This window comes from Mesorhizobium sp. B2-3-10, assembly GCF_006442275.1.
GTDB lineage: Bacteria > Pseudomonadota > Alphaproteobacteria > Rhizobiales > Rhizobiaceae > Mesorhizobium > Mesorhizobium australicum.
In genome coordinates, this window is record NZ_VFVT01000004.1 from 339,599 (window position 1) to 363,517 (window position 23,919).

The following is a 23,919-nucleotide window of genomic DNA, read 5'->3' on the forward strand; positions in this document are numbered from 1 at the left end:
GGACTCAGTGCGCCAAACCGCTGATTCAAACTCAGTCAACGGTGGCTCGGCTGTCCTCAAAGGACGATGGCTAGCTGACGGTCTGCACTTCCTGACGGCCACTTTGACAAGATAAACGCCTAGCTCATGCGAGCGGTGCGCATATCGTCAACGACGTCTGGGGTCTGCAGCGCGAGCCCGACATTGCGCGAGTGGCGGCCGATACCGGCGCCGGGCTCGTCATCATGCATACCGGACGGGATCGCGACAAGCTGCCCGATGTGATCGCCGACCAGCTGGCGTTCTTGGGAAAATCGCTTGAGATCGGGCGCGGCAAGGTGTTGCCGACGGCCATATCGTGCTCGACCCCGGCTTCGGCTTCGCCAAGGAGACGGCGGAGGAAAACCTCGATCTGATGGCACGGTTTGCCGAGCTTGGCGCGCTCGGCTTCCCGCTGATGGCCGGTACGTCGCGAAAGCGTTTCATCGGCACCGTCACCGGCCGCGACGCCGCCGACCGGGCGGCCGGCACGGCGGCGACCAGCGTCATTCTCCGGCTCAAGGGCGCGCATCTGTTTCGCGTCCATGATGTCGCAATCAACGTGGACGCGCTGGCGGTGGCGGATGCTATGCTGGCGCGGGAAACCGGATCGGAACGCTGAGCCATGTATGTCATCCGCATGAAGAATTGCGCCTTCTTTGCCCGGCACGGCGTGCTGGACGAGGAAGAAGCGCTGGGGCAGCGCTTCTATGTCGATGCCTCGCTCACCGTCGAGCCGGGACGCGCGCTCGTCGATGACGCCATCGGGGAAACGGTGAATTACGGCGTCGCCTTCACCGTCATCGAGGAGATCATCACCGGACACCGGCGCTTCCTGATCGAGGCGCTGGCCCTGGAAGTCGCGAAGGCTCTCACCGGGCGCTTTCCCCAGATCCGGAAAGCCGAGGTCACCGTTCGCAAGCCCAATGCGCCGGTGCCTGGCGTGCTCGATTACGTCGAGGTGACCGTTGTCTGGCCCGAATAACACCGTCTATCTGAGCCTCGGCGGCAATCTGGGCGATCCGGCGGCGTCGCCCTCAAGCTCATTTCCTGTAAATTTGCATGTTGGAAGATCCCTCTGGACAGGGTTCGAACTGCCTCAACCCTGGCTTCGTCAACGCACCGCACCTTCTGCCGCCCAGCGTCACCGGTCAGCCGCCGGCGAGACGGACGACGTGTCAGGGCTCGTTGTTGCCCAGACGCACTGCTACTTGGTGGGGTATCACAAAGATCCGCTTGCCTTAACACACGTTAGTTTCTTCCGCTTGCTTCCAACTTATAAAGTCGAGCGATGAGTGATCCCCGGCAAGCACGCAAGATCTATTTGGAAGCAGCTCACCTCGGTAGCCGTCGGGCGCGGGCGAGCGCTGAAGACTTGCTTCGTACCATTGAGGAGACACGGCGCCTTATCCAAGCGTCCCGCGACTTGCTGTCGCGCTCAAAGCGGCTGAGCTTCGAACCTGATCACCACCCTCAGAAGCCGCTCTGATCTGCTGACAGATTGTGTGGGAACATCCCCATGCGGCAGGGCGTCCCTGGCCGTCTCGGCCAGTGCTGTGATTGGCTCTCGCTGGGCGGCTTCCAACCGGGGAAGCACTGTGCCCTCGGTACCCAAAGACTTTGCCGGTATCGCCGAGGTCGAACAAGCGGGCCTTTCGGGCGTGCGAATGAAGCCGATAGTCGGAGGTTGGTTGCGTGGAAAAGGTCACGCTCATCGGTTCGCTGGCAGCGCTGTGCTCAATGACCAGTTTTGCCCCGCAAGCCTGGAAGATCATCAAGACCCGGGACACGGCTGGCATATCCGCGTGGATGTATGCCATCACTGTGCTGGGCTTCGTGCTGTGGCTGACTTTTGGCATCATTAAAGGCGAATGGCCCATCATAGTCACCAACGCTGTCTGCCTCGTGCTCGCCACTTTTATCCTGCTGATGAGGGTCCTTCCCAGTTCCAAGAGGGAGATGGTGGCGGACGCAATCGATCCTTCGCCTGGCTCCGAGAGGCCTCGCCCGCCCGCGTCCTGAGGCCTGTCTCGTTAGCTTGGCCCGGCCCTACAGAGTTCGCCCGCGTCGGTGGCGTCTCGCGGCATGGCGGGGATGTCACGTGCCACAGAAGGTCTGCAGAACGCGCTCGTGCGGCTTGGGTGGTTTCGCATAATAGGACAGTGTGGGCTGTTCCTCGAACGGCCGTGACACGACTGCCAACAATTGCTCGAAGATTCGGAAGTCATCGTCCTCCACCGCAGCCTTGATCATTGTCTCTACGCGATGGTTGCGAGGAATGAACTTGGGATTGCTGCCGTGCATCGCGGCTTTGCGCGTCGAGGTGGCGCCGCCGTCCCGCGCCAAGCGATTTCGCCAGCGCACCGACCAGGCATCGAAGGGGCCGGGATCCTCAAACAGCCTCCTGGCGGTAGCTTGGGTGCCAGGGATGTCGAGGTCATCTCCCAGCAAGCGGAACGTGAGTGTGAAATCCGCTCGCCCACGCGCCATCACATCCAACAGATCGTTGGCAAGGTCCAAGTCACCGTCAGCTTCATTCAGCAGCCCAAGCTTTGCCCTGAACCCGCGATGTAAAATAGCTTCGTAGCGAGCGTGAAATTCCCCTAGTGCCTGCTCGGCCTGCGAGATTGACTCACCCTCGCGCTCGCTCAGGAGCGGCAGCAGGGTCTCGGCGAAGCGTGCCAGATTCCAGACCGCCACCCGAGGTTGGTTGCCGTAGGCGTAGCGGCCATGTTGATCGATGGAGCTGAACACCGCTTGTGGATCGTATGAATCCATGAACGCGCACGGTCCATAGTCAATCGTCTCTCCGGATATCAACATGTTGTCGGTGTTCATGACGCCGTGGATGAAGCCGAGCAACATCCACCGCGCCACCAGTTCCGCTTGCGCCGCGATCACAGCCTCAAGCAGAGCCAGGTAAGGTCTCGGTTTCCTGGCCGCCTCGGGAAAATGACGCAGGATGGCATAATCGGCAAGGAGCTTCAGCGCTTCTATGTCGTTTCGGGCGGCAAAGTATTGGAAAGTGCCGATACGGATATGACTCGCCGCCACCTGGTCAGCACAGCCCCTGGCAGCCAACGCTCCCGGTAGACTGGGTCCCCGGTAAGCACCGCCGCAAGGCTTCGAGTGGTCGGTATGCCGAGCGCAGCCATTGCTTCGCTGACCACGTATTCACGAAGCACCGGACCAAGCGCAGCACGGCCATCGCCGTTGCGCGAAAATCGGGTCGGTCCTGAACCCTTCAGCTGGACATCCCGACGCACCCCGTGCACATCGACGACCTCGCCCAGCAGTGCTGCGCGTCCGTCGCCCAGTTGCGGGACGAAGTTGCCGAATTGGTGGCCAGCGTAGGCTAAGGTTATAGGGTGCAGTCCATCTGGAAAATTGTTCCCGGCAAGCACGGCGATCCCAGCAGGGCTCCCGAGCTGATCGGGATCAAGTCCTAACTCCAGAGCTAGCGGCTCGTTCAGCCGGATTAGCCTTGGGTTTGAAACCGGGTGGAGAGGGGCACGCGCGAAGAAATGATCCGGTAACTGGGCATAGCTCTGCTGAAAGGGCCAGATCGGGCTCTGCACGGCTGATCCGGTTGTGGATGAAGGCATGAGGTTCTCCTTCGCTGTGGCAGAGGTCGGAACCATGTCGATCACTGCGTCCATGCCGATGTCAACCCGCGGCCGCCGGCTCGCTCCCGGTTCATCCCGCGGCTTTGTTAGCTTTCCCGAACTTCTGCTCCGGTGCTGCCGCCGCACCCCCGCTCCAAACGCCTGCAGCGCGCATGGCTGGCTAAGGCGTCGTTCCTGCCCTGTGCTACCGCACGCGCGGCTACAGCATTTGGCCTGCTTGGGTTTCAAAGGGGCGGCCTGCATTTCCCTAACCGCCTTCTCGGGTCGCAGGGCACTGCTCCAGTGCTCCTGCTTCACCTTGTGCTTTGATCGGGCCATCTGTGGAGAACCGAATGCCGCCCGCTTCAAATGCATTTCGAATCGCTGAAAGTTTACGCGGGCCAGGCACTCGCCGACCGCTTTCGAAATCTCGTATCGCACCTTCGCTGAGGCCTGACTTCACGGCGAGCCGCACCTGCGGCCAATTCAGCAGACCTCGCGCTATCCGCGATTGCTCCGGCGTCAGATCAGTCACCGAACTCTCTTCTCGCCATCGAGCCCGAGCCCATTTGATGCATCGGACGGCCCAGGCTGCTCCCCAGGATGCGTCTCAGCGCGGCCAACCGCGACGACGCCGACATCACGGCCGCCCATATATCTGCGCGAGCCAGGTCTGCCGGTTCCTAACCAGTTCTAAGCCTCCCCGAGGAGGAGGTGTCTGCCGCTGCGAGACGTCGAGCGAGAGGGCTGGGGTTCTACGTCTCGTGCGCATCGGGGCCCGGAGATGAAAATTGGACGCATTGGCGAATTGAAGGTGGAGGTCATGAGATCCCTCGATCAGGTTCTCCGAATCGAAATCAACCCAATTTGTTCCGGCTCGATGCCCGTGACGGCCGCAGTATAAAGAAAAGCGTGAGCGGAAACTGCTCAGCATTCCTCGCTACGCACTTCGACGCCGTCGGCTTCCCGAGGGGAGAGAAACGAACCTGGAATGTACGTCAAATGTCTACAGTCAGGACGCCCCCAGGATTCCCTCCTATGACGCTCGAGCCTGTGCGCGGCATTGTCCAAAAGCTCGTGAAAGGGACCGGAGTGACGGCGGCACAAGCACTGGAGTTCATTTCGCTGCTCGGGACGAATTGCGCATTCCTCGTCCGAGAGGCGAAAGCTCTGGCCAAGGGTCCAGGCGCCCCGGAACTGCAGCCGTTGAGTTGGCAAACGCCTCGGGCCCTTTAACAGGTCCTTCCCAGACCGGGTGCAAGGAACATTAGCGCCCAGCCCAAGTTCGGCACGTAACGCAATCCGGTCACGAAAATTGACACAGGCCACTTCCCCGAACGTTTTGATCCGTAAGCTTCAGACAATCTGTGATCTGACGCAGTCAGATATCGGCATTTTAGAGGGGATCGAATTCCAGAAGCGGGACTTTCAGGCCGATCAGGACATTGTGCGCGAAGGAGATCGCCCCACCCATTCATTTGTGATCCTGGAGGGTCTGGTGGGGTCCACAAAATTGACTGGGGAGGGTAAACGGCAGATCACATCGTTCTTTGTTCCGGGCGACATTCCTGATCTCCACGGAATGCACCTGTCTGTTTTGGATTGTACCTTCTCACCACTCACGCGCGTCAGCGTTGGCTTCATGCGGCATGATGCGTTGCGGGCCATTTGCGACCAACATCCTTCGATTGCGACGGTGTTTTGGCGCTCGACGCTGATCGACGCGGCTATATATCGAGAGTGGGTCACCAACGTTGGAAGGCGCGACGCGTATGCCCGCATGGCGCATATTCTGTGCGAACTCATCGTCCGCCTTCGCGCTATGGGGCTCATCAAGGACCATGTGGCGGAGCTTCCGATTACGCAGGCGGAACTTGCCGACGCCTTGGGCTTGTCGACCGTGCACGTGAACCGAACGCTGCAGGATCTTCGAGGCGACGGACTGATTGTTACCGAGGGCTCCCGATTTCACGCTGTTGACTGGCCTGGCCTCGTTCGAGCCGGAGACTTTGAGACCGCCTACCTGCACCAAAGGAACGCGACGAGCTTGTGAGGTGGAGGTGGGTTCTATGGCGAGATATTTCTTTGACACCTACGAAAGCGATGCGGTCATCAAAGATGAGACAGGCATCGAATGTGGGGGGATCGAAGCCGCACGAAACGAGGCGCTAGCAGGTCTGATCGACTTGACTCGAGACTCCCTGAAGGACGTCGACGGGCATCAATTGGCGATTGAAATCCGGGACGAGAATGACAAGAAGCTGGTCAGGCTGAGCCTCTCTCTTCAAATGCTGCTATCGAGCCGTCCTAGTGCTCCGACGGCCGAGCCGTGATTTGCTGAACGTCAGGACAAGGCTTAGCCCATTGTTTCATTGCTGCTGGAAATTGCGGAGAGATGACCCAGCCGGTACGCGACACAGCGGGGGTCGAGACGTCGCTACAGAGACCAGGTTTCGAGGAAGGCGACCGGTGCTGGCGCCAGTCGCGGCCCATTCAAAAGATGCCAAAACATCTGCTGCAAGCGCACAAGGCTCAAAAGCAGCGAGAAAGTCCAAGTGAAGACGCTTCAAAGCAAGCCGGCAGCATTTCGATTGTCGGATTGGTACCAACTCCCCTTCACTTATCATTTGAGCTTGCTCGGCCCGATACCCGGCTTAGTCTGTAAACGGCTCTATCAGTCCGGCCTGCGGACGCTTCAAAGTTGACTCTGGTGTTTTACGCGTTTGCGCCATCCGTCGATGGTCAGCGCGACTCCGGTGACGAACCGCCCCCCAGAACAGGGATGGATGTCATGCTTCAAGACCAAACCGATAGCCGAAAAATTCTCCAGGTTGCGGCAGATGAACTTTCCGACGCAACAGATCCACGCCTGATTGCCGCGCTCAGATTGGTCGCCCGCTCCTATCGAGCGCAATCCGTCGAGGCTGCAGATGATCTGGTGGAGCTCACGCTCCGCACCGCCATTCAGGAGGCGGAGGGGCGACCTGAGGAAATCAGTCTGTTCAACTGGCTCAGCGCTATTATGGCGCGATATCGAAAGTGAGAGCGCCGGGGCCGCCGACCCGCTCCCAACCTGCAGGCACGTCAAATTGCCCTTCCGATGCACCCAGCCAGGCGCGGCGTGTTGCTCGTCCGGGCAGGTCGGGATGCTCGTCGGGAGCGCTGCTTCCAAGAGTGCCGCTGTCTGAGATCCCACGCCGGACGTGACCTCCTTGCTATCGCCACCCAATGCTGAAATTGCCCGGCATCATGGAAAACCAAATTTAAGTACTTTCTACTAGGGTCGGCCGAGGGTTAGTCCCGGGAAAGGTATTTGGGTCAATTGGCCAGCACCGCATCCAGTCTCAGCCGGTTGAGACACTCGTTTTTTTCTTCGGCAAACGTGCCGGCGGCGATCGCTTTTGTGGTGCTTGTAATCTGCGCTGTTTTGGCGGACCGGGAAAACAGGATCGTTTCAGACCAATTGGCGCGCGCCGACGTCTTGGCCAAAGTGAACATCATAAGGACCAAGCTGGAAGGCAACATCAACGGCAATCTCCAGCTTACGCGCGGCCTCGTTTCGGCAATCGTGACCGAGCCCTATATGGGGCAACAGAGGTTTGCGGCGCTGGCAAGCAACCTGCTTGAGCAGGAATCTCAACTGCGCAACATCGCTGGCGCGCCGGACCTCATTATCTCGCTCATGTATCCAATGGTTGGCAACGAAAAGGCCATCGGCCTGGATTACCGCAAGAACGATGCCCAACGCACCGCCGCCCTCAGGGCGCGCGACCTGCGGGCGCCCGTGCTGGCCGGTCCGGTCGACCTGGCGCAGGGCGGCCATGGCTTCATTGGCCGCTTTCCGGTCTTCGTGAAGACGGCGGGCGGTGGTGAGCGCTTCTGGGGCATCGTCTCGGCCGTCGTTGATGTCGAGCGCCTCTATAAAGCAAGCGGCCTTTTGGACGCCGATCTCGATATCGAGATCGCCCTGACCGGCAAGGACGGTCTTGGCGGGACTGGTGATCGCTTTTTCGGTGGCGAGAGTATAACGCGCGCCAACCCAGTGACCGAGACGGTGCACCTGCCCTCCGGTTCCTGGCAGATCGCCGCAATCCCAAAAGGTGGCTGGGCCTCATCGGCGAAGAATGCCTGGATCTTGCGGGCCATCATGCTATTGGCCGGTGCGCTTGTCGTGCTGCCCATTCTCGTTGCGGGGCGGCTGTTCGGCGAAAGGCAGAAAAACTTCGCCGAGCTCAGGCGATTGTCCGGTCGCCTGGAACTCGCGCTGGATGCGTCGGGGATCGGTGTCTGGGAGCACAACATCGCCACCAACGAGCTGGTGTGGGACGACCGAGTCAACGAAATCTACGGCAAGCCGGCTGACCGGAAGCCGCGCGGCTATGATGACTGGGCGTCAGTGATTCATCCGCAGGACATCGAACGGGCGCAGCAGGATTTCGATGCCGCGGCGGCGGTGAAGGGCCCCTATTCCTCGCAATACCGGATTGTCCATCCGAATGGCGAGATCCGGCATGTGCGCACGCGCGCGACCTATTTCCAGGAGCGCAACGAGACGCCCAGGATGATCGGCGCCGAATGGGACGTGACAAGCGACGTCGAGCTCAATGAAAACCTAGTGCGAGAAAGGCATCTGTCGGAACTCAGGAACGCCGAGCTTGAAGTGGCCAAGGGGCGCATCGAACATGTGGCGCTCCACGATTCGCTCACCGGGCTGCCGAACCGCCGCTATCTCGACGACATGCTGGCGACGAGCACGCGTCGGGGAGAACGAACTGCGCTCCTGCATCTGGATCTCGACCGATTCAAGCAGATCAACGACACGCTCGGACACGCGGCCGGTGACGCCATGTTGATGCATGCCTCGAAGGTCATCACGGCTAATGCGGGACCAGCCGACTTCGTGGCACGCATTGGCGGCGACGAGTTCGTGGTGATTTGCGCCGGGCGCGACGACGCCGAGCTCGCCGCGCTGGCCGACCGCATCATCGATGAGATGCGGCAACCCGTCGATTTTCGTGGCCACCAATGCCGGTTCGGCGTCAGCATCGGTATTGCGGCGAATACGGGCGAGGGGTTCGACGCACGGCAGCTCCTGGTCAATGCCGATCTCGCCCTCTACCGGGCGAAGAGCCGGGGCCGAAACCGCTACGAGTTCTTCAACGACGAGCTGCAAAGTGAAATCGTGCAGACCAAGCGGACCGCCGACGAGATCCTGGGTGGCCTCGAGCGCAACGAATTCATCGTTTTCTACCAGCCGCAGTTTGACGCCGACACGTTGGACATTGTCGGCGTGGAAGCCTTAGCACGCTGGCAGCACCCGACGCGCGGGATCCTGGGTCCCGACGTCTTTCTGAGGGTAGCGGAGGAACTGAACGTCGTCGCGCTGATCGACCGAACGGTCCTCAAAAGGGCGTTGGCCGACTTTGAGCGCTGGCAGCTTCAACACCTCGACATTCCACACGTTTCGGTCAACGTTTCGGCACGCCGGCTTGAGGACAAGGACCTGATCGATGGCCTACGCAAGCTCAACATCCGCGAAGGTACGGTCTCCTTCGAACTTGTCGAGTCCATCTTCCTCGATGAGAATGACGACCTCGTGGCCTGGAACATCGAGCACATTAAGGACCTCGGTATCGACATTGAGATCGACGATTTCGGCACCGGCTACGCCTCGATCGTCAGTCTGCTCAAGCTTCAGCCGCGGCGACTGAAGATCGATCGCCAGCTGATCACACCCATCACCAGCTCGCTGCCGCAACGCCGTTTGGTGTCATCCATCATCGAGATCGGGAAATCGCTCGGAATCGAAGTGGTGGCCGAGGGCGTCGAGACGATGGAGCATGCGCGCATCTTGAAAGAGCTCGGCTGCGACCTGCTGCAGGGCTACGCGCTCGGCCGACCGATGGACGCCAAGGCTTTAGAATGCTTCGCGCAATCTCGCAGATGGCCGGCCACGGGATAGACGTCTGGCTCTCACTGAGTTAACGGGCGTTGGCATTTTTTCGTGACTACAGGGTAGGTGAGGGGATCAGAACGCGCGCCGCTGTTCGATAAAATGGGCCACCGACCAGCAAAGGATTGCCCAAGCTGATCCCTCGCACCATCCTGCAAGTACATCCGTGGGGTAGTGGACGCCGAGATAGATCCGGCTCAATCCGACCATGATGGTCAGGAACACCGCCAGGCCAACGAAATACCCTTTCACCCGGCGATCAGGACTTGCCCTGGCCAGCAAAGCTCCAAGCGTAAGGAAAGTGACAGCGGACAACATCGCGTGGCCGCTCGGAAAGCTGGCGGTAAATACTCTGGTGGTGTGGAAAATGTCGGGCCTCTGGCGATCAAACGCGACCTTGAGAACTGTGCTCAGGGCCTCACCACCAGCCACGGCGGCGGCGACCAGCCAGACGTATCTGCGCTTTTGCGTTATCAGCAGGTAACCTATGGCCGCCAGCGAGACAAAACCCAGGAACGCAACGCTGCCGAGGGCCGTGACGTCGCGGCCCATTTCTTCCAGCCACGGCGGGCCAATCAGATTCGTTGGATCATCGGCGCTCCGAAACGCCATAAGAACGGCGCGGTCGAATGTGCTCGTGTCACCCTCGATAACCTCCTCGGCCAGGAGGCTGAATCCGAGGACAAGGCCGCCAGCCACAAGCAATGAGGCGATCAGCCAAATAGCGTCGCTGCGAAAGCCTCGCAGAAAGTCGTTTGACGAAGAGGGCGGGTTGATTTCCATCCGTTCAAGCTAGCGAACCGATAAGTCTCGTCAATCCTTGTACCCCGCTCGCTGCCGAGGCGCCATCAAGTCAAGTCCGAACAGGTTGGGCCGCTGCTGGGTCACGCTTCGTCCAGCGCCCATCCATCTTGACCCAGACCGAACGAATACTTCGCCGAAGTGGAGAACTGTCCCGCCTGCGGCTGCCAAGCACGACATTCAAGGCGTATCCGTGGACGTTCGACGCGGATTACGTTGAACGAGTTGGCTGCGTCGCGACGGCGCGTTGAGACGGCGGTCCCTGCCTGTATGAGCAACGCTGCATATCGCGCTTTCGCATAACGAACGGTACTGAGATTGGCTTGTTGGAGGTGATGATGGCCCGACAAGATTATGTCGACGCGGCTTTTCGAGAACGCCTCCATGGCCATTTTGGCTCGTCCGACGACTCCGGTTCCGTGGCCGATTGTTCGCCCTTCGAACGGGTGATGGGTGACGACTACCCTGGTGGTCTCGTCAGCCAGGCCTCCAAACCGGGCAGTCATGGCAGCAAGCTGGCCGGCATTGATCCTGCCGTCCTTGATTGTAAAGGACCGTGCAGTGTTGATACCGACCACTGCGAGTTCGTCATCAATATAAAAAGGATCCGTATCTGCCTCGATATAGTGCTTGTATCGAGCAAGAGGCGTGAGCGTTCGCGCGAAGACGTTGAAGAGCGGTACGTCGTGATTGCCAGGCACCACAATTTGTGGGGTGGGAAGCGCATTGAGGAATTCTCGTGCTTGACGGAATTCCGCCCGGCGAGCTCGTTGGGTCAGATCACCGGATATAACTACCAAATCTGGTTCGCATGCCCAGACCTCGGCGCCAATCGCATCTACTATGCGGGTGTCCGTGGTGCCAAAATGTAGGTCGGACAGGTGCACAAGTGTTTGCAAACACAATCTCCCACCTGGGGTTACTTCGTATCCGGGTCGCGGAATGAGAGGACCTTTAGTGCCGCTGCTCGAGTTTGAAAGTGAAGCGGCATCTTCATCCTTGTTGCCTCGCCGTCCACCGAAACGAGGGTCTCTCTTCTGTTCGAGGTGATCTCGATTCGGGACGGCCGAAGCAGTTCCAAGTCGCGATGCGTATCGATCAGGCCGAGAGCGATCTTGAACGGGAGCAATGCCAGTCCCAGCCACGTTCGCTGCGTGACGACATAAACGCACAGTTCTCGCGAAGACAGGCTTTTGCGGCGCCCAAAATCGCCGGCATCGTAGAAATTGTTGCCGACGAAAACGCACGGTGTCAGCACCTGGTCCGCACCGCTGTCGGCGCTGATACGCACGAGCTGCCAAGATACCGCCCTGAACGTCCTGACAAGAGCGGGACCGATTGCCGCTAGTTTCCCCGCTCCACGTCGCTTCTGTTCTGCAGAGCGTTCCGCGACAAAGAATGGATAGAGGCCGATCGACGAGTTGTTCAGGAAAACGCGACCGTTCACCTCCGCGACGTCGACGAGCACCGGGCGTCTCGCCGCGATTACATCCATCGCCGCTTCAAGTTCCAGTGGCACGCCGAGGTCCTTTGCAAAGTGATTGAGGGTGCCAAGCGGGAGAACACCCAAGGCCACCTCAGTCTCGGCGAGGACGGCCGCGGCAGAGCTGAGTGTGCCATCCCCGCCGCCGGCGACCAGAATGTTTTCACCTGACCTCGTCTGTTGGCTTACGAATTGCGAGGCGGCTTCGCTGATCTGGCCGCCCGCGACCAGTCTTACCTCTGCTTCGATTCCGCGCTTCAGCAAGCCGACATGTACGGTCGTGACAATGTCGTCGAGTGCGGCGACCGCTCCAGCTCCATCGTTGATAAGCACTAGAACTGCCACCTCTGGCATCTCCAAAACGCCGCTCCAGTGGTCCGCCTACCACCAGCATGATTGACCCGGCTCCTTCCTTGAGGCATGGAGCCGGGGGTCGGCAGGCAGTTAGTCGTTGTCGCCGCCGTCCTGCTGAATGACCACGGGACGGTTTTGGTTATGACGGTGGACGGAATTCGTCACGGTGACGGTGTCGCGGCGGTCGTGGCGGTGGCGCCATTCATGATCACCGCTGTCATAGAACGCAATTTGGCGGAGAGGTCGGTAATGAAGACGAACTCCCTCATCATTGTATCTGATGCCGTTATGGTGATGCCGGTGATGGGCGGAGATCACCACGTCAGCCTCGGCGGCCGAAGAGATGGTTGGAGCCGCAAGGCAAAGCGCCAAGGTTCCCAGGATCAAATTTTTCGTGTCCATATCCCTGCCTCCTGAAACCTCATCCCTTCCAGCAAGGAATGATGAACGCTCGCCTTTGTTCCGAAGCGGCGGAACCAGTCAGTTCCGGTCCAAGGGTGGCCAGAGGGCAGGTCTCCACGCCCGGACATCGTCGAGACGATTTCCTTCAGTGCTGCATAGGGCGATCGCGAAGGGCTAGCTTCAAGAGCGGTGCCGCTTGCGGGTTAACGGGAGGCGCACGGGTTGCGTACCGCCAGTCTCGCCATCCTTGTGCGACAACAGCCTCTCGGAACTGAGATGGGCGGACATGGCCGCCTGATGTGCGCTCCGACTGCACTGGGCCAAGTCACTTCTGGTTGGGGATTTGCCCGCCACGTGAATTGCTTGGTGCGGGTTTGCTCGTCACCTCTTTTGCACCAACGACTTCCATGCGAGGTCGCTACGCCACAAGGGAACGTCCGGTGAGGCCTCTAGGGCTCTTAGCCATCGGTGGTCGTCGTCTCCTTGGTTCCATTCGAGGTGAAGATATGGCGCCGTGTCAACTGTGGTGGGCTCACGGATGTGGTGGACCCACCGAGCCTCGCGCGATGATCGCGGTCCGCAGGACCAGCCTTTCCGGCGGTTGGATATCGCCTTTCAGGCGGCGAATGAGCAGTTCCGCGACGCTATGGCCAAGTGCATAGACCGGCTGGTCAACGACGGTGATCGGCGGAGTTGTGACACCGGTCCAGTCCGCATCGTGAAAGGTGATCAGCGAAATGTCGTCGGGGATCTTCATGCCGCGTTGGCGGATAGTCCGCAGGATTTCCAGCGCAATGACACTGTCTGAGGCAAGGATCGCGGTGGGCCGGTCCGGCTGGGAGAGCAGTTCGCCAGTGATCCTGAGTGTCGCTTCGGAGCTCGTCGCGCCGAGCCGGACGTGGCGCTCAGGTCGATCGACGCCGGCCCCTCTGCACATAGTGAGGAAGCCATCAATGCGCTCGCGGACCGACGACGTGTAGATTTGCCGAAGGTCAATATATTCGTTGCCCTTGGCATCGACCGCAGTGACATAGGCGATATTGCGATGACCGGCGTCTATGAGCACTCGCGTCGCCTGCATGGCGGCGTTGCGGTCGTCAACCGTGACCGTGTCGACATCCAGGTCGGGCAGGGCTCGGTCAAGCAGGGCAAGCGGCCGACCGGAACGATGGATGTCGCGCAGATGGGTGATGTCGCGTGACTCCGAGGGTGTCACGATCAGCCCGTCGACGCGCTTGCCGATCAATAGCCGTACAGCCGCCTTTTCCGCTTCGATCTTCTCGCCGGAGTTCGCCAAAATGACGTTGAAATTGGCGCCTTTGGCCGCATCGCTGATGCCTCGCACGGCCAGACTGAAGAACGGATTTTCGATGTCGCCGACGACCACCCCGATGATGCCCGATCTTCCGGTCGTCATGCTGCGGGCGAGTTCGTTCGGCCGATAATCCAGGGCCTTGGCGGCCGCCGTGACGCTCTCACGGACCGTGTCGCTGACCACCCCATACCCGCCCAGCACGCGCGCGGCCGTCGCTTTTGAGACATTTGCCGCTCGCGCTACATCGGCGACCGTTTTGGGTCTGGCTCTAAATGGGACCTTCGTCATCGTACGAACGACTACAAGAAATGTTGACGGGAGGTCAATCGGGCGATAGCTTTACGATTGAGACCGGTCTCATGACATAGAAACCGGTCTCTTTTGCGGTACGTCCGCAGGGACCTCGCAGCCGCGGATGACGAGTCGGCCGAGAGGCGGCCCAAGTCAATACCAAGAACAACTGACCTTCAGAGTGGAGAGAAGACGTGAACAGGTTTGGAATTATGAAATGGCTAATAGCGCCGGTCCGGGCTGGCGGAGTGGCTCTTGCAATTGCGTGCGTCGCTGCCGCTTTCGTTTCGCAGGCCAGTGCGGCGCAAGACAATCCCTACGGGCTTATCGACGCCAAGGTCATCAGCGTCGGCACAATGGGTGATGCGAAGCCTTACGCCTTTACCCAGGCCGATGGCACTTTCACAGGTTTCGACATTGAACTGTTCCGGAATGTCGCGAGCCGGCTAGGTTTCAAGTCCGATCAGGTGATCTTCACCGGTCAGGAATTCTCGGCCCTGATGCCGTCGGTCGCCAATGGGCGCTTCGACGTCGCGGTGGCCGCAATCGGCACCACGGAAGCGCGTAAGAAGACGGTCGATTTTTCGGACGGCTATCTCGCCGGGTACCTGTCAGTGCTGACTGCGGACAAGACGATCACATCGGCTGACGGGCTCAAGGGCAAGCGTCTTGGCGTCGTGCAGGGCACGCTGCAGGAAATCTACGCAGCAAAAAATTTTGCTGGAACTGATCTGGTCAAATTTCCGGACAACAACTCGGCCGTCTCAGCGCTCAACAACGGCACCGTCGACGCTCATTTTCTCGATTATGAGGCGGCCAAGGACTATGGCAAGCGCTACCCGGAGCTGAAGATTGCGGTCAATGTTCCGTCGTTCGATGCGCCTGCGGGCTTCGTCATTCGCAAGGGCAACGACAAGCTGCGTACTGCACTGAACACTGTCCTGCATGCAGCCATGCAGGACGGCAGCTGGAAGACTCTCTATGAAAAGTGGTTCCCCGGTTCGCCGATGCCCGATCAATATCTCCCCAAGATGTGAACACCCCAGCCGGCGGCCAAGGGCCGGCGGCTGGAAACCTCGCTGGCCGCACTTCGATGAGCTCCCACCCGCGCAATGAGAAGGGGACCGAATGAACTGGCTTGAAAATCTGCGTCGCAGTTTTCTCGACTGGCAAGCCATGGCCGACGTGCTGCCCAGCATGATCACCATCGGACTGAAAAACACATTGGTGCTTGCGGCCGCTTCGACGGTGCTCGGCGTCGCAATAGGCATGGTCCTGGCGATCATGGGCATTTCCCAATCGCGTTGGCTGCGCATTCCCGCCCGGATCTATACGGATGTCTTCCGCGGGCTTCCGGCGATAGTCACAATCCTGCTGATCGGCCAGGGCTTCGCCCGCATAGGCCGTGAAATCTTCGGGCCTTCGCCTTATCCGCTTGGAATTCTTGCACTCAGCCTGATCGCCGGCGCCTATATCGGCGAGATCTTCCGGTCGGGCATACAGAGCGTCGAACGCGGCCAGATGGAAGCCTGCAGGGCGCTCAGCATGAGCTACGGCCAAGGCATGCGCCTGATCGTGGTCCCGCAAGGCATCCGCCGCGTCCTGCCGGCCCTGGTCAACCAGTTCATAGGCAATGTCAAAGATTCGAGCCTGGTTTATTTCCTCGGCCTGCTCACATCGGAGCGCGAAATTTTCCGTGTCGGCCAGGATCAGGCGGTAGTGACCGGAAATCTGTCGCCTTTGCTGCTGGCGGGCGTTTTTTATCTCGTCATCACCGTGCCCTTGACCCATGTGGTCAATCACATCGACAACCGGCTAAGAACTGGAAAGCAAAAAGCTGGCGTGGTCACAAGCGGCCTGGCCGAGGTGAGCGAACTGGAAAGCGCCACCTGCAGCCCATCGTCGGAGGTAGGTTCCGACTCTCATTCGGCGCATCCTCGGTTCAAGGGCGGCAGTCTCGCCGTCAGCAAGCTGGATATGGCCTATGGCGAGCTCGACGTCCTCAGGAGCGTTAGCCTGATGGTCAAGGCGGGTACGGTCACCTGCATCATCGGACCCTCGGGTTCGGGCAAGTCGACCCTGTTGCGTTGCCTCAATCGTCTGGTCGAACCCAAGGGCGGCGACGTGTTGCTCGACGGAGCGAGCATTTTGGCGATGAAACCCGAGAAGCTGCGGCGGCGCGTCGGCATGGTGTTTCAGCAGTTCAATCTCTTTCCGGATCATACCGCCCTTGAAAACGTCATGCTGTCTTTGACCAAGGTCAAGGGCATCCCGGTGCAGGAAGCCTCGCGCATCGCCGAGGCGCGTCTTGCCGATGTCGGCCTTGCCGCACGCAAACACCATCGCCCTGGCAGTCTTTCGGGTGGTCAGCAGCAGCGTGTGGCAATCGCCCGCGCCCTTGCGATGGATCCGGAGGTTATTCTGTTTGACGAAGTGACCAGCGCCCTCGATCCAGAGCTGGTCAAAGGCGTCCTCGATCTGATGGCGGACCTCGGCCAGCGCGGCATGACGATGGTCGTAGTCACTCATGAAATGGGCTTTGCCCGCAAAGTTGCGGACCAGATAGTTTTCATGGACGAAGGCCGCGTCATTGAGTCCGGCACACCCGCAGCGATTTTCGACACCCCCAAGAGCACGCGTCTAAAGCGCTTCCTGGCCGAAGTGCTTTGATCCGAAGCCGAAGAGACCAGGACGACCCGATTCCGCTCACACGATTCATTATCTACAGCGAAAGAACATTCCATGGCTACACACGCGGTCTCAAAAGTTGTTGTTGTCGGGGGCGGCATTTTTGGTGTCTCGTCCGCCGTTCATCTGTCGCGGCTCGGCGTCGAAACTATCCTCATCAACGACGGACCGCTGGCCAGTGGGGCGTCCGGACGCTCGCTTTCCTGGCTCAACTCCGCACGCAAGCGCTCGGCTGAATATCATCAGCTGCGCATGATCGGCATCGACCGGTACAGAACCTTGTCGGCAAAGTACCCGGATGCTGCCTGGCTGCGCTTCGACGGTGGTTTGACCTGGGATGCGGACGACGCCTCGAACGAGATCATGGAAGCTTTGGCACATGAAAAGAGCCTTGGATATGACGCACGCCATTTGCTCGCAGGCGACATTCCTTCGGCTACACCGGGCATCGCGGCAAGCGCGGTCACGCGCCAGGGTGCGATCTTCAATCCGGGCGAAGGCTGGGTCGATCTTCCGTCGTTGATCAAATTGCTGGTTGGGGAATTCGTGGAGCGGGGCGGTCAGCTCGTTACCGACGCGGGGCGCGCAACCGTGACGCTCGCCGCCGGGCGCGCCAATGGCGTCGCGACGGAGATGGGCGCCACTTTTGCTGCCGATGCGGTTCTCTTGGCAACGGGGAGTGACGTGCCGCGCTCGGTGGCGCAAACCGGGCAGCATATCGCGGACGCAACGCCGATCGCTTTACTGGTCAGGACCAAGCCTGTCGCCCTTCCACTTCGGGCGGTGCTCAACACGCCGCGGGTCGCTGTTCGCCCGACGCCGGACGGAGCTCTCGTTCTTGATTCCGCATGGTCCGAAGAAGAGGTACTCGTAAATTCCGACGGCACGTATGGCGTCAAGGCTTCGACCCTCCAGGGGCTTCTCGACGAAGCCTCGAAGGTGCTCGAGGGCAATCCGAAGCTGGAGTTGGAGAGCTACGGGGTCGGTCCCAAGCCGATCCCGGGCGATGGGGAGCCGGTATTTGGTCGGCTGAAGGACTCTGAGGGATATTACGTTGCCTTCAGTCACAGCGGCGCGACGCTCGGGCTGATCGCGGGCGAACTGCTTGCAGGCGAGATTGCCACGGGAAACGAACATCCCTTGTTGGCCAAATTCCGCCCAACCCGGTTCGGGTGAGGAAGCGTCGAATATGCTATCGACTGTCAACTCTTGGGCTGACGGCGCACAAATGTTACTTCGCAACGATCTGCGAAAGCATAATCAGACCTGATGAGGCTAATGCCCGAGCCTGCAGCTCCATCATGGTAAGACCCGGATGCCCGCCGGGGGCTCTAAGGTCGTAACCCGGGAACAAGCTGGACCCTCCTGCGTTGGACAGCCAATGGAACAGCTTGGATCAGATTTGGCGGCGCTGGCGCAACCTGGCTACTGGGTGGCTATGGTGTTTTTGTTCGTCCCTTACGCAATCGGCGTGTTGTTGCTGATCAGGTCGTGCCACTGCCTTTGACTTGATCCGCCAGCGTTGCGCTGCAGAGCGCCACGGCAATAGGCAACTGCGCGACTGACCGAGTTTGCGAACGGCCACGTAGTGTGACGAGCAGTCCAGGGTCGTCGTGAAGAGCTATCCGTGCCGGGCCCCAGTTACAGCCTGTTGAGTCCCTGCCGTGGTGGTCGAGCTACCTGCGTCTATCGGCACTATGCCGCCTGTGCAGGCTCATTGAGGTCGAACTCGACAACCTGTCCTCGGTCGATCGCAGCTCTGGCGATAAGCGTTGCCAATTCACGATCAGAAACGAGGTTTTCGCGGAAAACTGTCCGTATCGCCACCACGGCCGCCGATACTGACAGCGGCCAAGGTTTGCCTCTCCTGCAGTCAATATAGTGCTGAACAAGGTAGTCCAGATCGCGGCGCTTTTGGCTCATCTCGGCCTCCATCCTTGGTGAATGTACAGGAATGAGGCTCGCCCGCACTTAGATTTGTTAAAGGCCGCCAATTTGTTTTGGTCAAGGACAATTCAGCCCAGGTGCTGGCCAAGAAAAAGGCCGATCGTCTGACGGAAGCCTCACGTCCCGGCTGCTTCCGTTGTCCCCTTCGGTAGGTGGTTGTCGGGGAACGGCCGCCCTGGTCTCTCAAGTGGTCATCAAACGCGACGGCACTCACGGCAAGTTTCGGACCGCGTCGCTGGAACACAGCGTGGCTCTCTTGGTTTGGTCGCCAACGATTGCCAGTGACGCGTGAGAGAACCTCAATGCCCTTTGCGATGGCCGCAACTGTTTGGAGCGCCTCATCCAGCACCGGCACCTGTCCATGAGCGATGGTCTCGCATCACTGGCAAAAGCTATCGGCCGCGGTAGTGCGATCCTATTCGTCGGGGCGGGTGTCTCGATCAGCGTTGGGCTTCCGTCTTGGGAGAAACTGATCGAGCAGATGGCAAAAGAACTTGGGATCGACGACGAGTTTTCGATGCGACGCGAACGTTTTCAAACTCTAGCCGAGTACTATCGGATACGGCATGGCAGCATCGGACCGCTGCGCAGTTGGATGGACAGAAACTGGTCGGTCGCCAAGGACCGGATCGAAAAATCGGAGTTGCATCGCCTCATCGTGATGCTCAATTTTCCCATCATCTATACCACGAATTACGACCGGAATCTGGAACTAGCGTTCGAAATATACGGTCGGCGATACGTCAAGGTGGCCAATGCACGCGATGTAGCGCAAGCCCGCCAGGGGGTTACCCACATCGTCAAGTTCCATGGCGACTTCGATGAGGATTCTTCTCTTGTCCTGACCGAAACGGATTATCTCGACCGGCTTTCCTTCAATTCCCCACTCGATGTGCGGTTTCGTTCCGATGCACTTGGCAGCACGATCCTCTTCATAGGCTATAGCCTCTCCGACCCGAACATCCGGTTGCTGTTGCATCGCCTGTGGCAAACCTGGCATCGATCCGGGTATGAAAAAGATCGCCCTCCTTCTTTCATCTTCATGACCAGCCGAAACCCTGTGGAGGAGGCGGTGCTTGGGCGTTGGGGTATTTCAGTGGTCGTCGGCGAACTCGATGATCCGCAAGCCGCTCTGGTGAATTTCCTCAGTCAATTGGCCGAAGCGGTTGGGCATGAGCCGGAGTTTGGACTGGCGAATTCTGGTGGAACAATGCCGACCGGGCGCACGGATGGAACGTCGGGCTCGGAAGGAAGTTAGGCGGGCCTTCTCTAAGGAGCCGCTAGATGGCAGAGAATTCCGTCCGAAATTTCAACATCAATTTCGGTCCCCAGCATCCTGCGGCGCACGGCGTGCTACGGCTGGTTCTCGAGCTCGACGGCGAGGTCGTCGATCGTGTCGACCCTCATATCGGCCTGCTTCATCGCGGCACCGAGAAACTGATCGAAACCAAGACTTATCTCCAGGCGCTGCCATATTTCGATCGTCTGGATTACGTGGCACCGATGAGCCAGGAACATGCCTGGTGCCTTGCAATCGAGAAACTAATGGGTCTAGCCGTGCCGCGGCGTGGCCAGCTGATCAGGGTTCTGTTCAGCGAGATCTCGCGGATCCTTTCTCATCTGCTCAACGTCACCACCCAAGCCATGGACGTGGGAGCACTGACCCCGCCCTTGTGGGGGTTTGTCGAACGCGAGAAACTGATGGTCTTCTACGAGCGGGCCAGCGGCTCTCGTATGCATGCCGCGTATTTTCGTCCCGGCGGCGTGCATCAGGATCTGCCGCCAGACTTGATTACGGACATCGGCAATTGGATCGACCCGTTCCGCAAAACCGTGGACGACCTGGACAGGCTGCTAACGGACAACCGCATCTTCAAACTTCGTAACGTGGACATCGGTCAGATCTCGCAAAGTGACGCCTGGGCGTGGGGTTTTTCAGGGGTGATGGTGCGGGGATCAGGTGCCGCCTGGGACTTGCGAAAGTCCCAGCCATACGAGTGCTATGCCGAGATGGACTTCGATATACCCGTCGGCAGGAACGGCGATTGTTTCGACCGGTATCTGGTGCGTATGGAGGAGATGCGCCAGTCGGCCAAGATCATGCGGCAGTGTGTCGACCTGCTGGTAAGCGAGGGACCTGGGCCGGTTTCGAATACCGACGGCAAGGTCGTCCCGCCCAGACGTGCGGCCATGAAGCGTTCGATGGAGGCTTTGATTCATCATTTCAAGCTCTATACTGAGGGCTTTCGTGTGCCTGCCGGCGAGGTCTACGCGGCGGTGGAAGCGCCGAAGGGGGAGTTTGGCGTCTACCTCGTGGCCGACGGCACGAACAAGCCGTACCGATGCAAGCTGCGTCCTCCGAGCTTCGCTCATCTGCAGGCAATGGACCTGCTCTGCCGTGGCCATATGTTAGCCGACGTCACCGCCATACTAGGTTCATTGGACATTGTTTTGGGCGACGTGGATCGATAGCCCTGCGAAGCCGCCCAGCCCAGCCGATAGCTAGCCGCCGTTCTCTTTATTGGCTCTTCCGCCGGCCGGCAACAGTTCATCTCCATGCTCGGTCGTCGGCGTATGGAACTCGGATGCGGCCTGATCGTCGAGCAAGGCGAGCCGGACAGCTTCTTCGGGAATCCCCAGCATACGCGGATCAAGCTCGCGGTGTTCTTCATCCTGGGCGTTTCCGAGCCAGCTTTTGAAAGCACTGACACAAACTTTGCCCAAGCCGCAGCCGGCGAGTTGGTGTGTCCGAGACACTCACTTTCTTATACTTTCCCTGGACATTCGGGGGGTGGCACAGCATTCATTTGCTGTCGCATGTGAGGGTGAATTGGATATCTTTGGGGCCTCGAGGTTTTGATAGACGTGCCCAATGCGGCAGAGGTGGAGCACGTGCGAGCTGCTAGCACAGCTAAGCAAATCGCAAACCGCCTGCTTGCAGCCAGCTAGGACCCGTTCGGAACCTTAGCCGAAGTCAAAGATCGAGTGTAACAGGGCCTTTCGCGCGGCTGCAGCAGGCCAGAACCAAGCCCGCTGAGATTTCTTCGGAGGTGAGTCCGCCGAGATCCTGCATGGTGACTTCGCCAGAGAGCTTGGCTATTCGGCACGTGCCGCAAATTCCCTGTTGGCAGCCGCTGGGAACATAGACGCCACAGTTGCGCGCCGCCTCCAGCAGGGTCTCCCCGGGCGCGCAACGATGGTCCAATCTCGAACGTGCGAAGTGGACCGAGGACGAGACAGCAGATGCTACGTCCGCAGTAACACCGCCCAGGCTGCGCCCGAAGCTCTCCTCATGATACCCCCGTGGATCAACACCCGCCTGGCCAAGACCGTCTCGCAACGCGTTCATATACTGTTCGGGGCCGCACGCGTAGACCGTGCGCTCGCCAAGATCGGGGACCAGGCGCCGGAGCATGGGGCCGTCTATGCGGCCCGTCGGTCCTGCCCATGAGGGGTCTGCCCGGGAACAGACGCATGTCACCCGTAGGTTCCGAAACCGGGCAGCGAGTGCATCGAGTTCCAACCTGAAGATGAGATCTCGCGGCGAGCGCGCGCTGTAGATGAGGCGCAGGTCGAGATCGGACGCTCTGTCCGTCAAGGTGCGCAGCATCGACATAAGAGGCGTGATCCCGCTGCCTCCCGCAAGAAAGAGAGGCTTGTCGCTGTTCAAGCCGTCGAGTTTGAACGACCCCAGTGGGCCTTCGACGTTGACTTCGTCGCCCGCTCGCAGGTTCTCGTGGAGCCAATTGGAAACGAGCCCGCCTGGTGTCCGCTTTACCGTGATGTGCAAATCGAGCGGTCGAGTAGGTGGCGACGAAACGGAATAGGAACGGGTCACCGCAACGCCCCCGATTGTGAGGTGAAGGACAATGTATTGCCCCGCGTTGAAGCAGAACATGTGGTCTGATGCAAACGTGAAGACAAATGTCTTCACGTCGTGCGTCTCGTCGATGACCCTGCGGCAGAGGATCGCCTGTGACGAATCGTCGGCCCATTGCCGCTGCCGCATCGTTGCGAAGTCGGAAGCCGAAAAGGAAGTGTGTGCGTTCATGGTCGGGCTCTTCAGTGAGCCCCCAACATGGCAGCGGGACCGTTTCGGGAACAGTGGGTTGAACCCCTGTATTCAATCGGGAATTTCGATTTAGCTCTCGAGCGACATCACCGCGAGCTGGAGCGCACGAAGCCCCTTTCGAATAATCGGTTCGTGTTTGCGCCGCGCGAGCATAGCCGTGTGGACAGGCTGATAAAGCGTCGGTGCGTCCTCGACCAGGAAGGAAGGGCACTCGGCCGTAAACCTGCGGGCATCGTCGTTGCGCATGTAACAACTCCCCCCAGTTCGCCGCAGCATCGCTTCTGCCAGGCTTTCGGATCCCATGGAGAGACGCGAGATTGCGAGGGAGGGGATAAGCTCGGAATGCGTTTTCTCGAGTACGACGGTGTAGCCCGGCCGAATATAGCTGTCGGGATTGACCTGCGACATTGTCCTGGCGAAGGTCGACACCATCACATATTCCTCGACCATCAGATGCTCGTAAGCAATCTCGGGAAGATAGCGGGGTGCGTAGAGCACGGCTATTATCCAGATTCCCCATGCTCAGATCTGTCACCATCTGGTTGGAATAGTCGGATTCCACATGGATCGAGGCTGTGGGAAGGGCCCGACAGAGCGCCTCCACCCACCCAGGCAGCACTGAGCGTGTCATGCCCACCTGCGCTGCCACGCGCAGGGTTCCTTCGAACCGGTTGAAGGCCCGCACGTCATGGCGCGCTTGCGACCAGGTCGACAGCATCGCCCGCGCGTAGGCTTCGAAACGTCGCCCCGCCGCTGTCGGTTCAGCACCGGCGCGACCACGATGGAAAAGCTCCGACCCTACAGCGCTTTCGAGACTCTTGATCCGGCTGCTGACGGTCGACTGCGTAATGTTCAGCCGGTCGGCAGTCCGGTTGAAGTTCCGCGATTCGATGATGTCGAGGAACGTCTCAATGTGGTCCAGCTGCACGGACTAACCCTCAATCGAAAAACCCGATCATTACCCAGAGATCATTGGCTTGATCCGGCATT

The 23,919-nt window shown here is 59.6% G+C and carries 22 protein-coding genes and 2 pseudogenes; 12 read left to right on the plus strand and 12 right to left on the minus strand.

Annotated features, from left to right (window positions below):
* Window positions 1–116 precede the first annotated feature (116 nt).
* The 3 genes and pseudogenes from folP to FJ943_RS14345 all read left to right on the plus strand — a co-directional run.
* Window positions 117–640: pseudogene (gene folP / locus FJ943_RS14330) on the plus strand (dihydropteroate synthase); the annotation flags it as partial.
* A gap of 3 nt (window positions 641–643) precedes the next feature.
* Window positions 644–1,003 carry a dihydroneopterin aldolase gene (folB, locus tag FJ943_RS14335; protein ID WP_023773903.1) on the plus strand — a complete coding sequence of 120 codons (360 nt, stop codon included), beginning with the start codon at window positions 644–646 and terminating at the stop codon, window positions 1,001–1,003.
* A 710-nt stretch (window positions 1,004–1,713) separates the two neighbouring features.
* Window positions 1,714–2,040: a SemiSWEET transporter gene (locus tag FJ943_RS14345; protein WP_140620524.1), complete on the plus strand. Its 327-nt coding sequence runs from the start codon at window positions 1,714–1,716 to the stop codon at window positions 2,038–2,040.
* Window positions 2,041–2,115: 75 nt separating this feature from the next.
* Here the strand turns inward: FJ943_RS14345 and FJ943_RS14350 are convergent.
* Both FJ943_RS14350 and FJ943_RS14355 read right to left on the minus strand, forming a co-directional pair.
* Window positions 2,116–3,623 (minus strand): annotated as a pseudogene (locus FJ943_RS14350) (protein adenylyltransferase SelO).
* Window positions 3,624–3,891: 268 nt separating this feature from the next.
* Window positions 3,892–4,158 (minus strand): helix-turn-helix transcriptional regulator, encoded by a 267-nt coding sequence (locus FJ943_RS14355; RefSeq protein ID WP_318011835.1) that lies wholly within the window; start codon window positions 4,156–4,158, stop codon window positions 3,892–3,894.
* 780 nt (window positions 4,159–4,938) lie between these two features.
* On the opposite strand from FJ943_RS14355, the gene FJ943_RS14360 reads away from it, so the two are divergent.
* The 3 genes from FJ943_RS14360 to FJ943_RS14370 all read left to right on the plus strand — a co-directional run bounded on the left by FJ943_RS14360 (window position 4,939) and on the right by FJ943_RS14370 (window position 6,666).
* A complete protein-coding gene (locus FJ943_RS14360; protein ID WP_140620522.1) occupies window positions 4,939–5,676 on the plus strand; it encodes a Crp/Fnr family transcriptional regulator in 738 nt (245 codons plus the stop codon).
* A gap of 16 nt (window positions 5,677–5,692) precedes the next feature.
* Complete coding sequence (locus FJ943_RS14365; protein ID WP_140620521.1) at window positions 5,693–5,956, plus strand: hypothetical protein; 264 nt, start codon at window positions 5,693–5,695, stop codon at window positions 5,954–5,956.
* A gap of 368 nt (window positions 5,957–6,324) precedes the next feature.
* Complete coding sequence (locus FJ943_RS14370) at window positions 6,325–6,666, plus strand: hypothetical protein (protein WP_140620519.1); 342 nt, start codon at window positions 6,325–6,327, stop codon at window positions 6,664–6,666.
* 275 nt (window positions 6,667–6,941) lie between these two features.
* Here FJ943_RS14370 and FJ943_RS29980 read toward each other — a convergent pair whose 3' ends face one another.
* Complete coding sequence (locus FJ943_RS29980) at window positions 6,942–7,112, minus strand: hypothetical protein (RefSeq protein WP_224720335.1); 171 nt, start codon at window positions 7,110–7,112, stop codon at window positions 6,942–6,944.
* Here FJ943_RS29980 and FJ943_RS14375 point away from each other — a divergent pair.
* Window positions 7,030–9,585 carry an EAL domain-containing protein gene (locus FJ943_RS14375; RefSeq protein ID WP_246671886.1) on the plus strand — a complete coding sequence of 852 codons (2,556 nt, stop codon included), beginning with the start codon at window positions 7,030–7,032 and terminating at the stop codon, window positions 9,583–9,585. The two genes, FJ943_RS29980 and FJ943_RS14375, sit on opposite strands and share 83 nt — an antisense overlap.
* A gap of 66 nt (window positions 9,586–9,651) precedes the next feature.
* Here the strand turns inward: FJ943_RS14375 and FJ943_RS14380 are convergent, their stop codons facing one another.
* From FJ943_RS14380 to FJ943_RS14400, 5 genes are all read right to left on the minus strand, one after another.
* Window positions 9,652–10,359: a phosphatase PAP2 family protein gene (locus FJ943_RS14380; RefSeq protein ID WP_140722294.1), complete on the minus strand. Its 708-nt coding sequence runs from the start codon at window positions 10,357–10,359 to the stop codon at window positions 9,652–9,654.
* A 101-nt stretch (window positions 10,360–10,460) separates the two neighbouring features.
* The gene (locus FJ943_RS14385; RefSeq protein ID WP_140620513.1) at window positions 10,461–11,276 is read right to left on the minus strand and encodes a metallophosphoesterase; all 816 of its coding nucleotides are present in this window, start codon (window positions 11,274–11,276) and stop codon (window positions 10,461–10,463) included.
* A gap of 20 nt (window positions 11,277–11,296) precedes the next feature.
* A complete protein-coding gene (locus tag FJ943_RS14390) occupies window positions 11,297–12,205 on the minus strand; it encodes a diacylglycerol kinase family protein (protein WP_210242409.1) in 909 nt (302 codons plus the stop codon).
* A 99-nt stretch (window positions 12,206–12,304) separates the two neighbouring features.
* A complete protein-coding gene (locus FJ943_RS14395) occupies window positions 12,305–12,616 on the minus strand; it encodes a hypothetical protein (RefSeq protein WP_140661288.1) in 312 nt (103 codons plus the stop codon).
* Window positions 12,617–13,148: 532 nt separating this feature from the next.
* Window positions 13,149–14,219 (minus strand): LacI family DNA-binding transcriptional regulator, encoded by a 1,071-nt coding sequence (locus FJ943_RS14400; protein WP_140722299.1) that lies wholly within the window; start codon window positions 14,217–14,219, stop codon window positions 13,149–13,151.
* A gap of 215 nt (window positions 14,220–14,434) precedes the next feature.
* Between FJ943_RS14400 and FJ943_RS14405 the strand changes: the two genes are divergently transcribed.
* The 3 genes from FJ943_RS14405 to FJ943_RS14415 all read left to right on the plus strand — a co-directional run bounded on the left by FJ943_RS14405 (window position 14,435) and on the right by FJ943_RS14415 (window position 18,086).
* Window positions 14,435–15,259: an ABC transporter substrate-binding protein gene (locus FJ943_RS14405; protein WP_140722652.1), complete on the plus strand. Its 825-nt coding sequence runs from the start codon at window positions 14,435–14,437 to the stop codon at window positions 15,257–15,259.
* Window positions 15,260–15,350: 91 nt separating this feature from the next.
* The gene (locus tag FJ943_RS30160; RefSeq protein WP_140722302.1) at window positions 15,351–16,892 is read left to right on the plus strand and encodes an amino acid ABC transporter permease/ATP-binding protein; all 1,542 of its coding nucleotides are present in this window, start codon (window positions 15,351–15,353) and stop codon (window positions 16,890–16,892) included.
* Window positions 16,893–16,964: 72 nt separating this feature from the next.
* Entirely contained in the window at window positions 16,965–18,086 is a 1,122-nt protein-coding gene (locus tag FJ943_RS14415; RefSeq protein ID WP_140620504.1) for an FAD-binding oxidoreductase, read from the plus strand.
* Window positions 18,087–18,605: 519 nt separating this feature from the next.
* Here FJ943_RS14415 and FJ943_RS14420 read toward each other — a convergent pair.
* A complete protein-coding gene (locus tag FJ943_RS14420) occupies window positions 18,606–18,833 on the minus strand; it encodes a hypothetical protein (protein WP_140620502.1) in 228 nt (75 codons plus the stop codon).
* 385 nt (window positions 18,834–19,218) lie between these two features.
* Between FJ943_RS14420 and FJ943_RS14425 the strand changes: the two genes are divergently transcribed.
* Window positions 19,219–20,115 (plus strand): SIR2 family protein, encoded by an 897-nt coding sequence (locus tag FJ943_RS14425; protein WP_224643708.1) that lies wholly within the window; start codon window positions 19,219–19,221, stop codon window positions 20,113–20,115.
* A 26-nt stretch (window positions 20,116–20,141) separates the two neighbouring features.
* Window positions 20,142–21,329, plus strand: coding sequence for an NADH-quinone oxidoreductase subunit D (locus FJ943_RS14430; protein ID WP_140620500.1), 1,188 nt, complete (start codon window positions 20,142–20,144; stop codon window positions 21,327–21,329).
* A gap of 30 nt (window positions 21,330–21,359) precedes the next feature.
* Here FJ943_RS14430 and FJ943_RS14435 read toward each other — a convergent pair whose 3' ends face one another.
* From FJ943_RS14435 to FJ943_RS14445, 3 genes are all read right to left on the minus strand, one after another.
* Window positions 21,360–21,581 (minus strand): hypothetical protein, encoded by a 222-nt coding sequence (locus FJ943_RS14435; protein WP_140620498.1) that lies wholly within the window; start codon window positions 21,579–21,581, stop codon window positions 21,360–21,362.
* A 250-nt stretch (window positions 21,582–21,831) separates the two neighbouring features.
* The gene (locus FJ943_RS14440; RefSeq protein ID WP_140722304.1) at window positions 21,832–22,908 is read right to left on the minus strand and encodes a hybrid-cluster NAD(P)-dependent oxidoreductase; all 1,077 of its coding nucleotides are present in this window, start codon (window positions 22,906–22,908) and stop codon (window positions 21,832–21,834) included.
* 90 nt (window positions 22,909–22,998) lie between these two features.
* Window positions 22,999–23,427 (minus strand): hypothetical protein, encoded by a 429-nt coding sequence (locus FJ943_RS14445; RefSeq protein ID WP_140722307.1) that lies wholly within the window; start codon window positions 23,425–23,427, stop codon window positions 22,999–23,001.
* Window positions 23,428–23,919 lie beyond the last annotated feature (492 nt).

Coding starts and splice junctions, on each gene's coding strand:
- FJ943_RS14415 (WP_140620504.1), top strand. CDS start 16,965: ATGGCTACACACGCGGTCTCAAAAGTTGTTGTTGTCGGGGGCGGCATT.
- FJ943_RS14440 (WP_140722304.1), bottom strand. CDS start 22,908: ATGAACGCACACACTTCCTTTTCGGCTTCCGACTTCGCAACGATGCGG.
- FJ943_RS14405 (WP_140722652.1), top strand. CDS start 14,435: ATGAAATGGCTAATAGCGCCGGTCCGGGCTGGCGGAGTGGCTCTTGCA.
- folB (WP_023773903.1), top strand. CDS start 644: ATGTATGTCATCCGCATGAAGAATTGCGCCTTCTTTGCCCGGCACGGC.
- FJ943_RS14420 (WP_140620502.1), bottom strand. CDS start 18,833: ATGAGCCAAAAGCGCCGCGATCTGGACTACCTTGTTCAGCACTATATT.
- FJ943_RS14430 (WP_140620500.1), top strand. CDS start 20,142: ATGGCAGAGAATTCCGTCCGAAATTTCAACATCAATTTCGGTCCCCAG.
- FJ943_RS14425 (WP_224643708.1), top strand. CDS start 19,219: ATGAGCGATGGTCTCGCATCACTGGCAAAAGCTATCGGCCGCGGTAGT.
- FJ943_RS30160 (WP_140722302.1), top strand. CDS start 15,351: ATGAACTGGCTTGAAAATCTGCGTCGCAGTTTTCTCGACTGGCAAGCC.
- FJ943_RS14380 (WP_140722294.1), bottom strand. CDS start 10,359: ATGGAAATCAACCCGCCCTCTTCGTCAAACGACTTTCTGCGAGGCTTT.
- FJ943_RS14395 (WP_140661288.1), bottom strand. CDS start 12,616: ATGGACACGAAAAATTTGATCCTGGGAACCTTGGCGCTTTGCCTTGCG.
- FJ943_RS14400 (WP_140722299.1), bottom strand. CDS start 14,219: ATGACGAAGGTCCCATTTAGAGCCAGACCCAAAACGGTCGCCGATGTA.
- FJ943_RS14365 (WP_140620521.1), top strand. CDS start 5,693: ATGGCGAGATATTTCTTTGACACCTACGAAAGCGATGCGGTCATCAAA.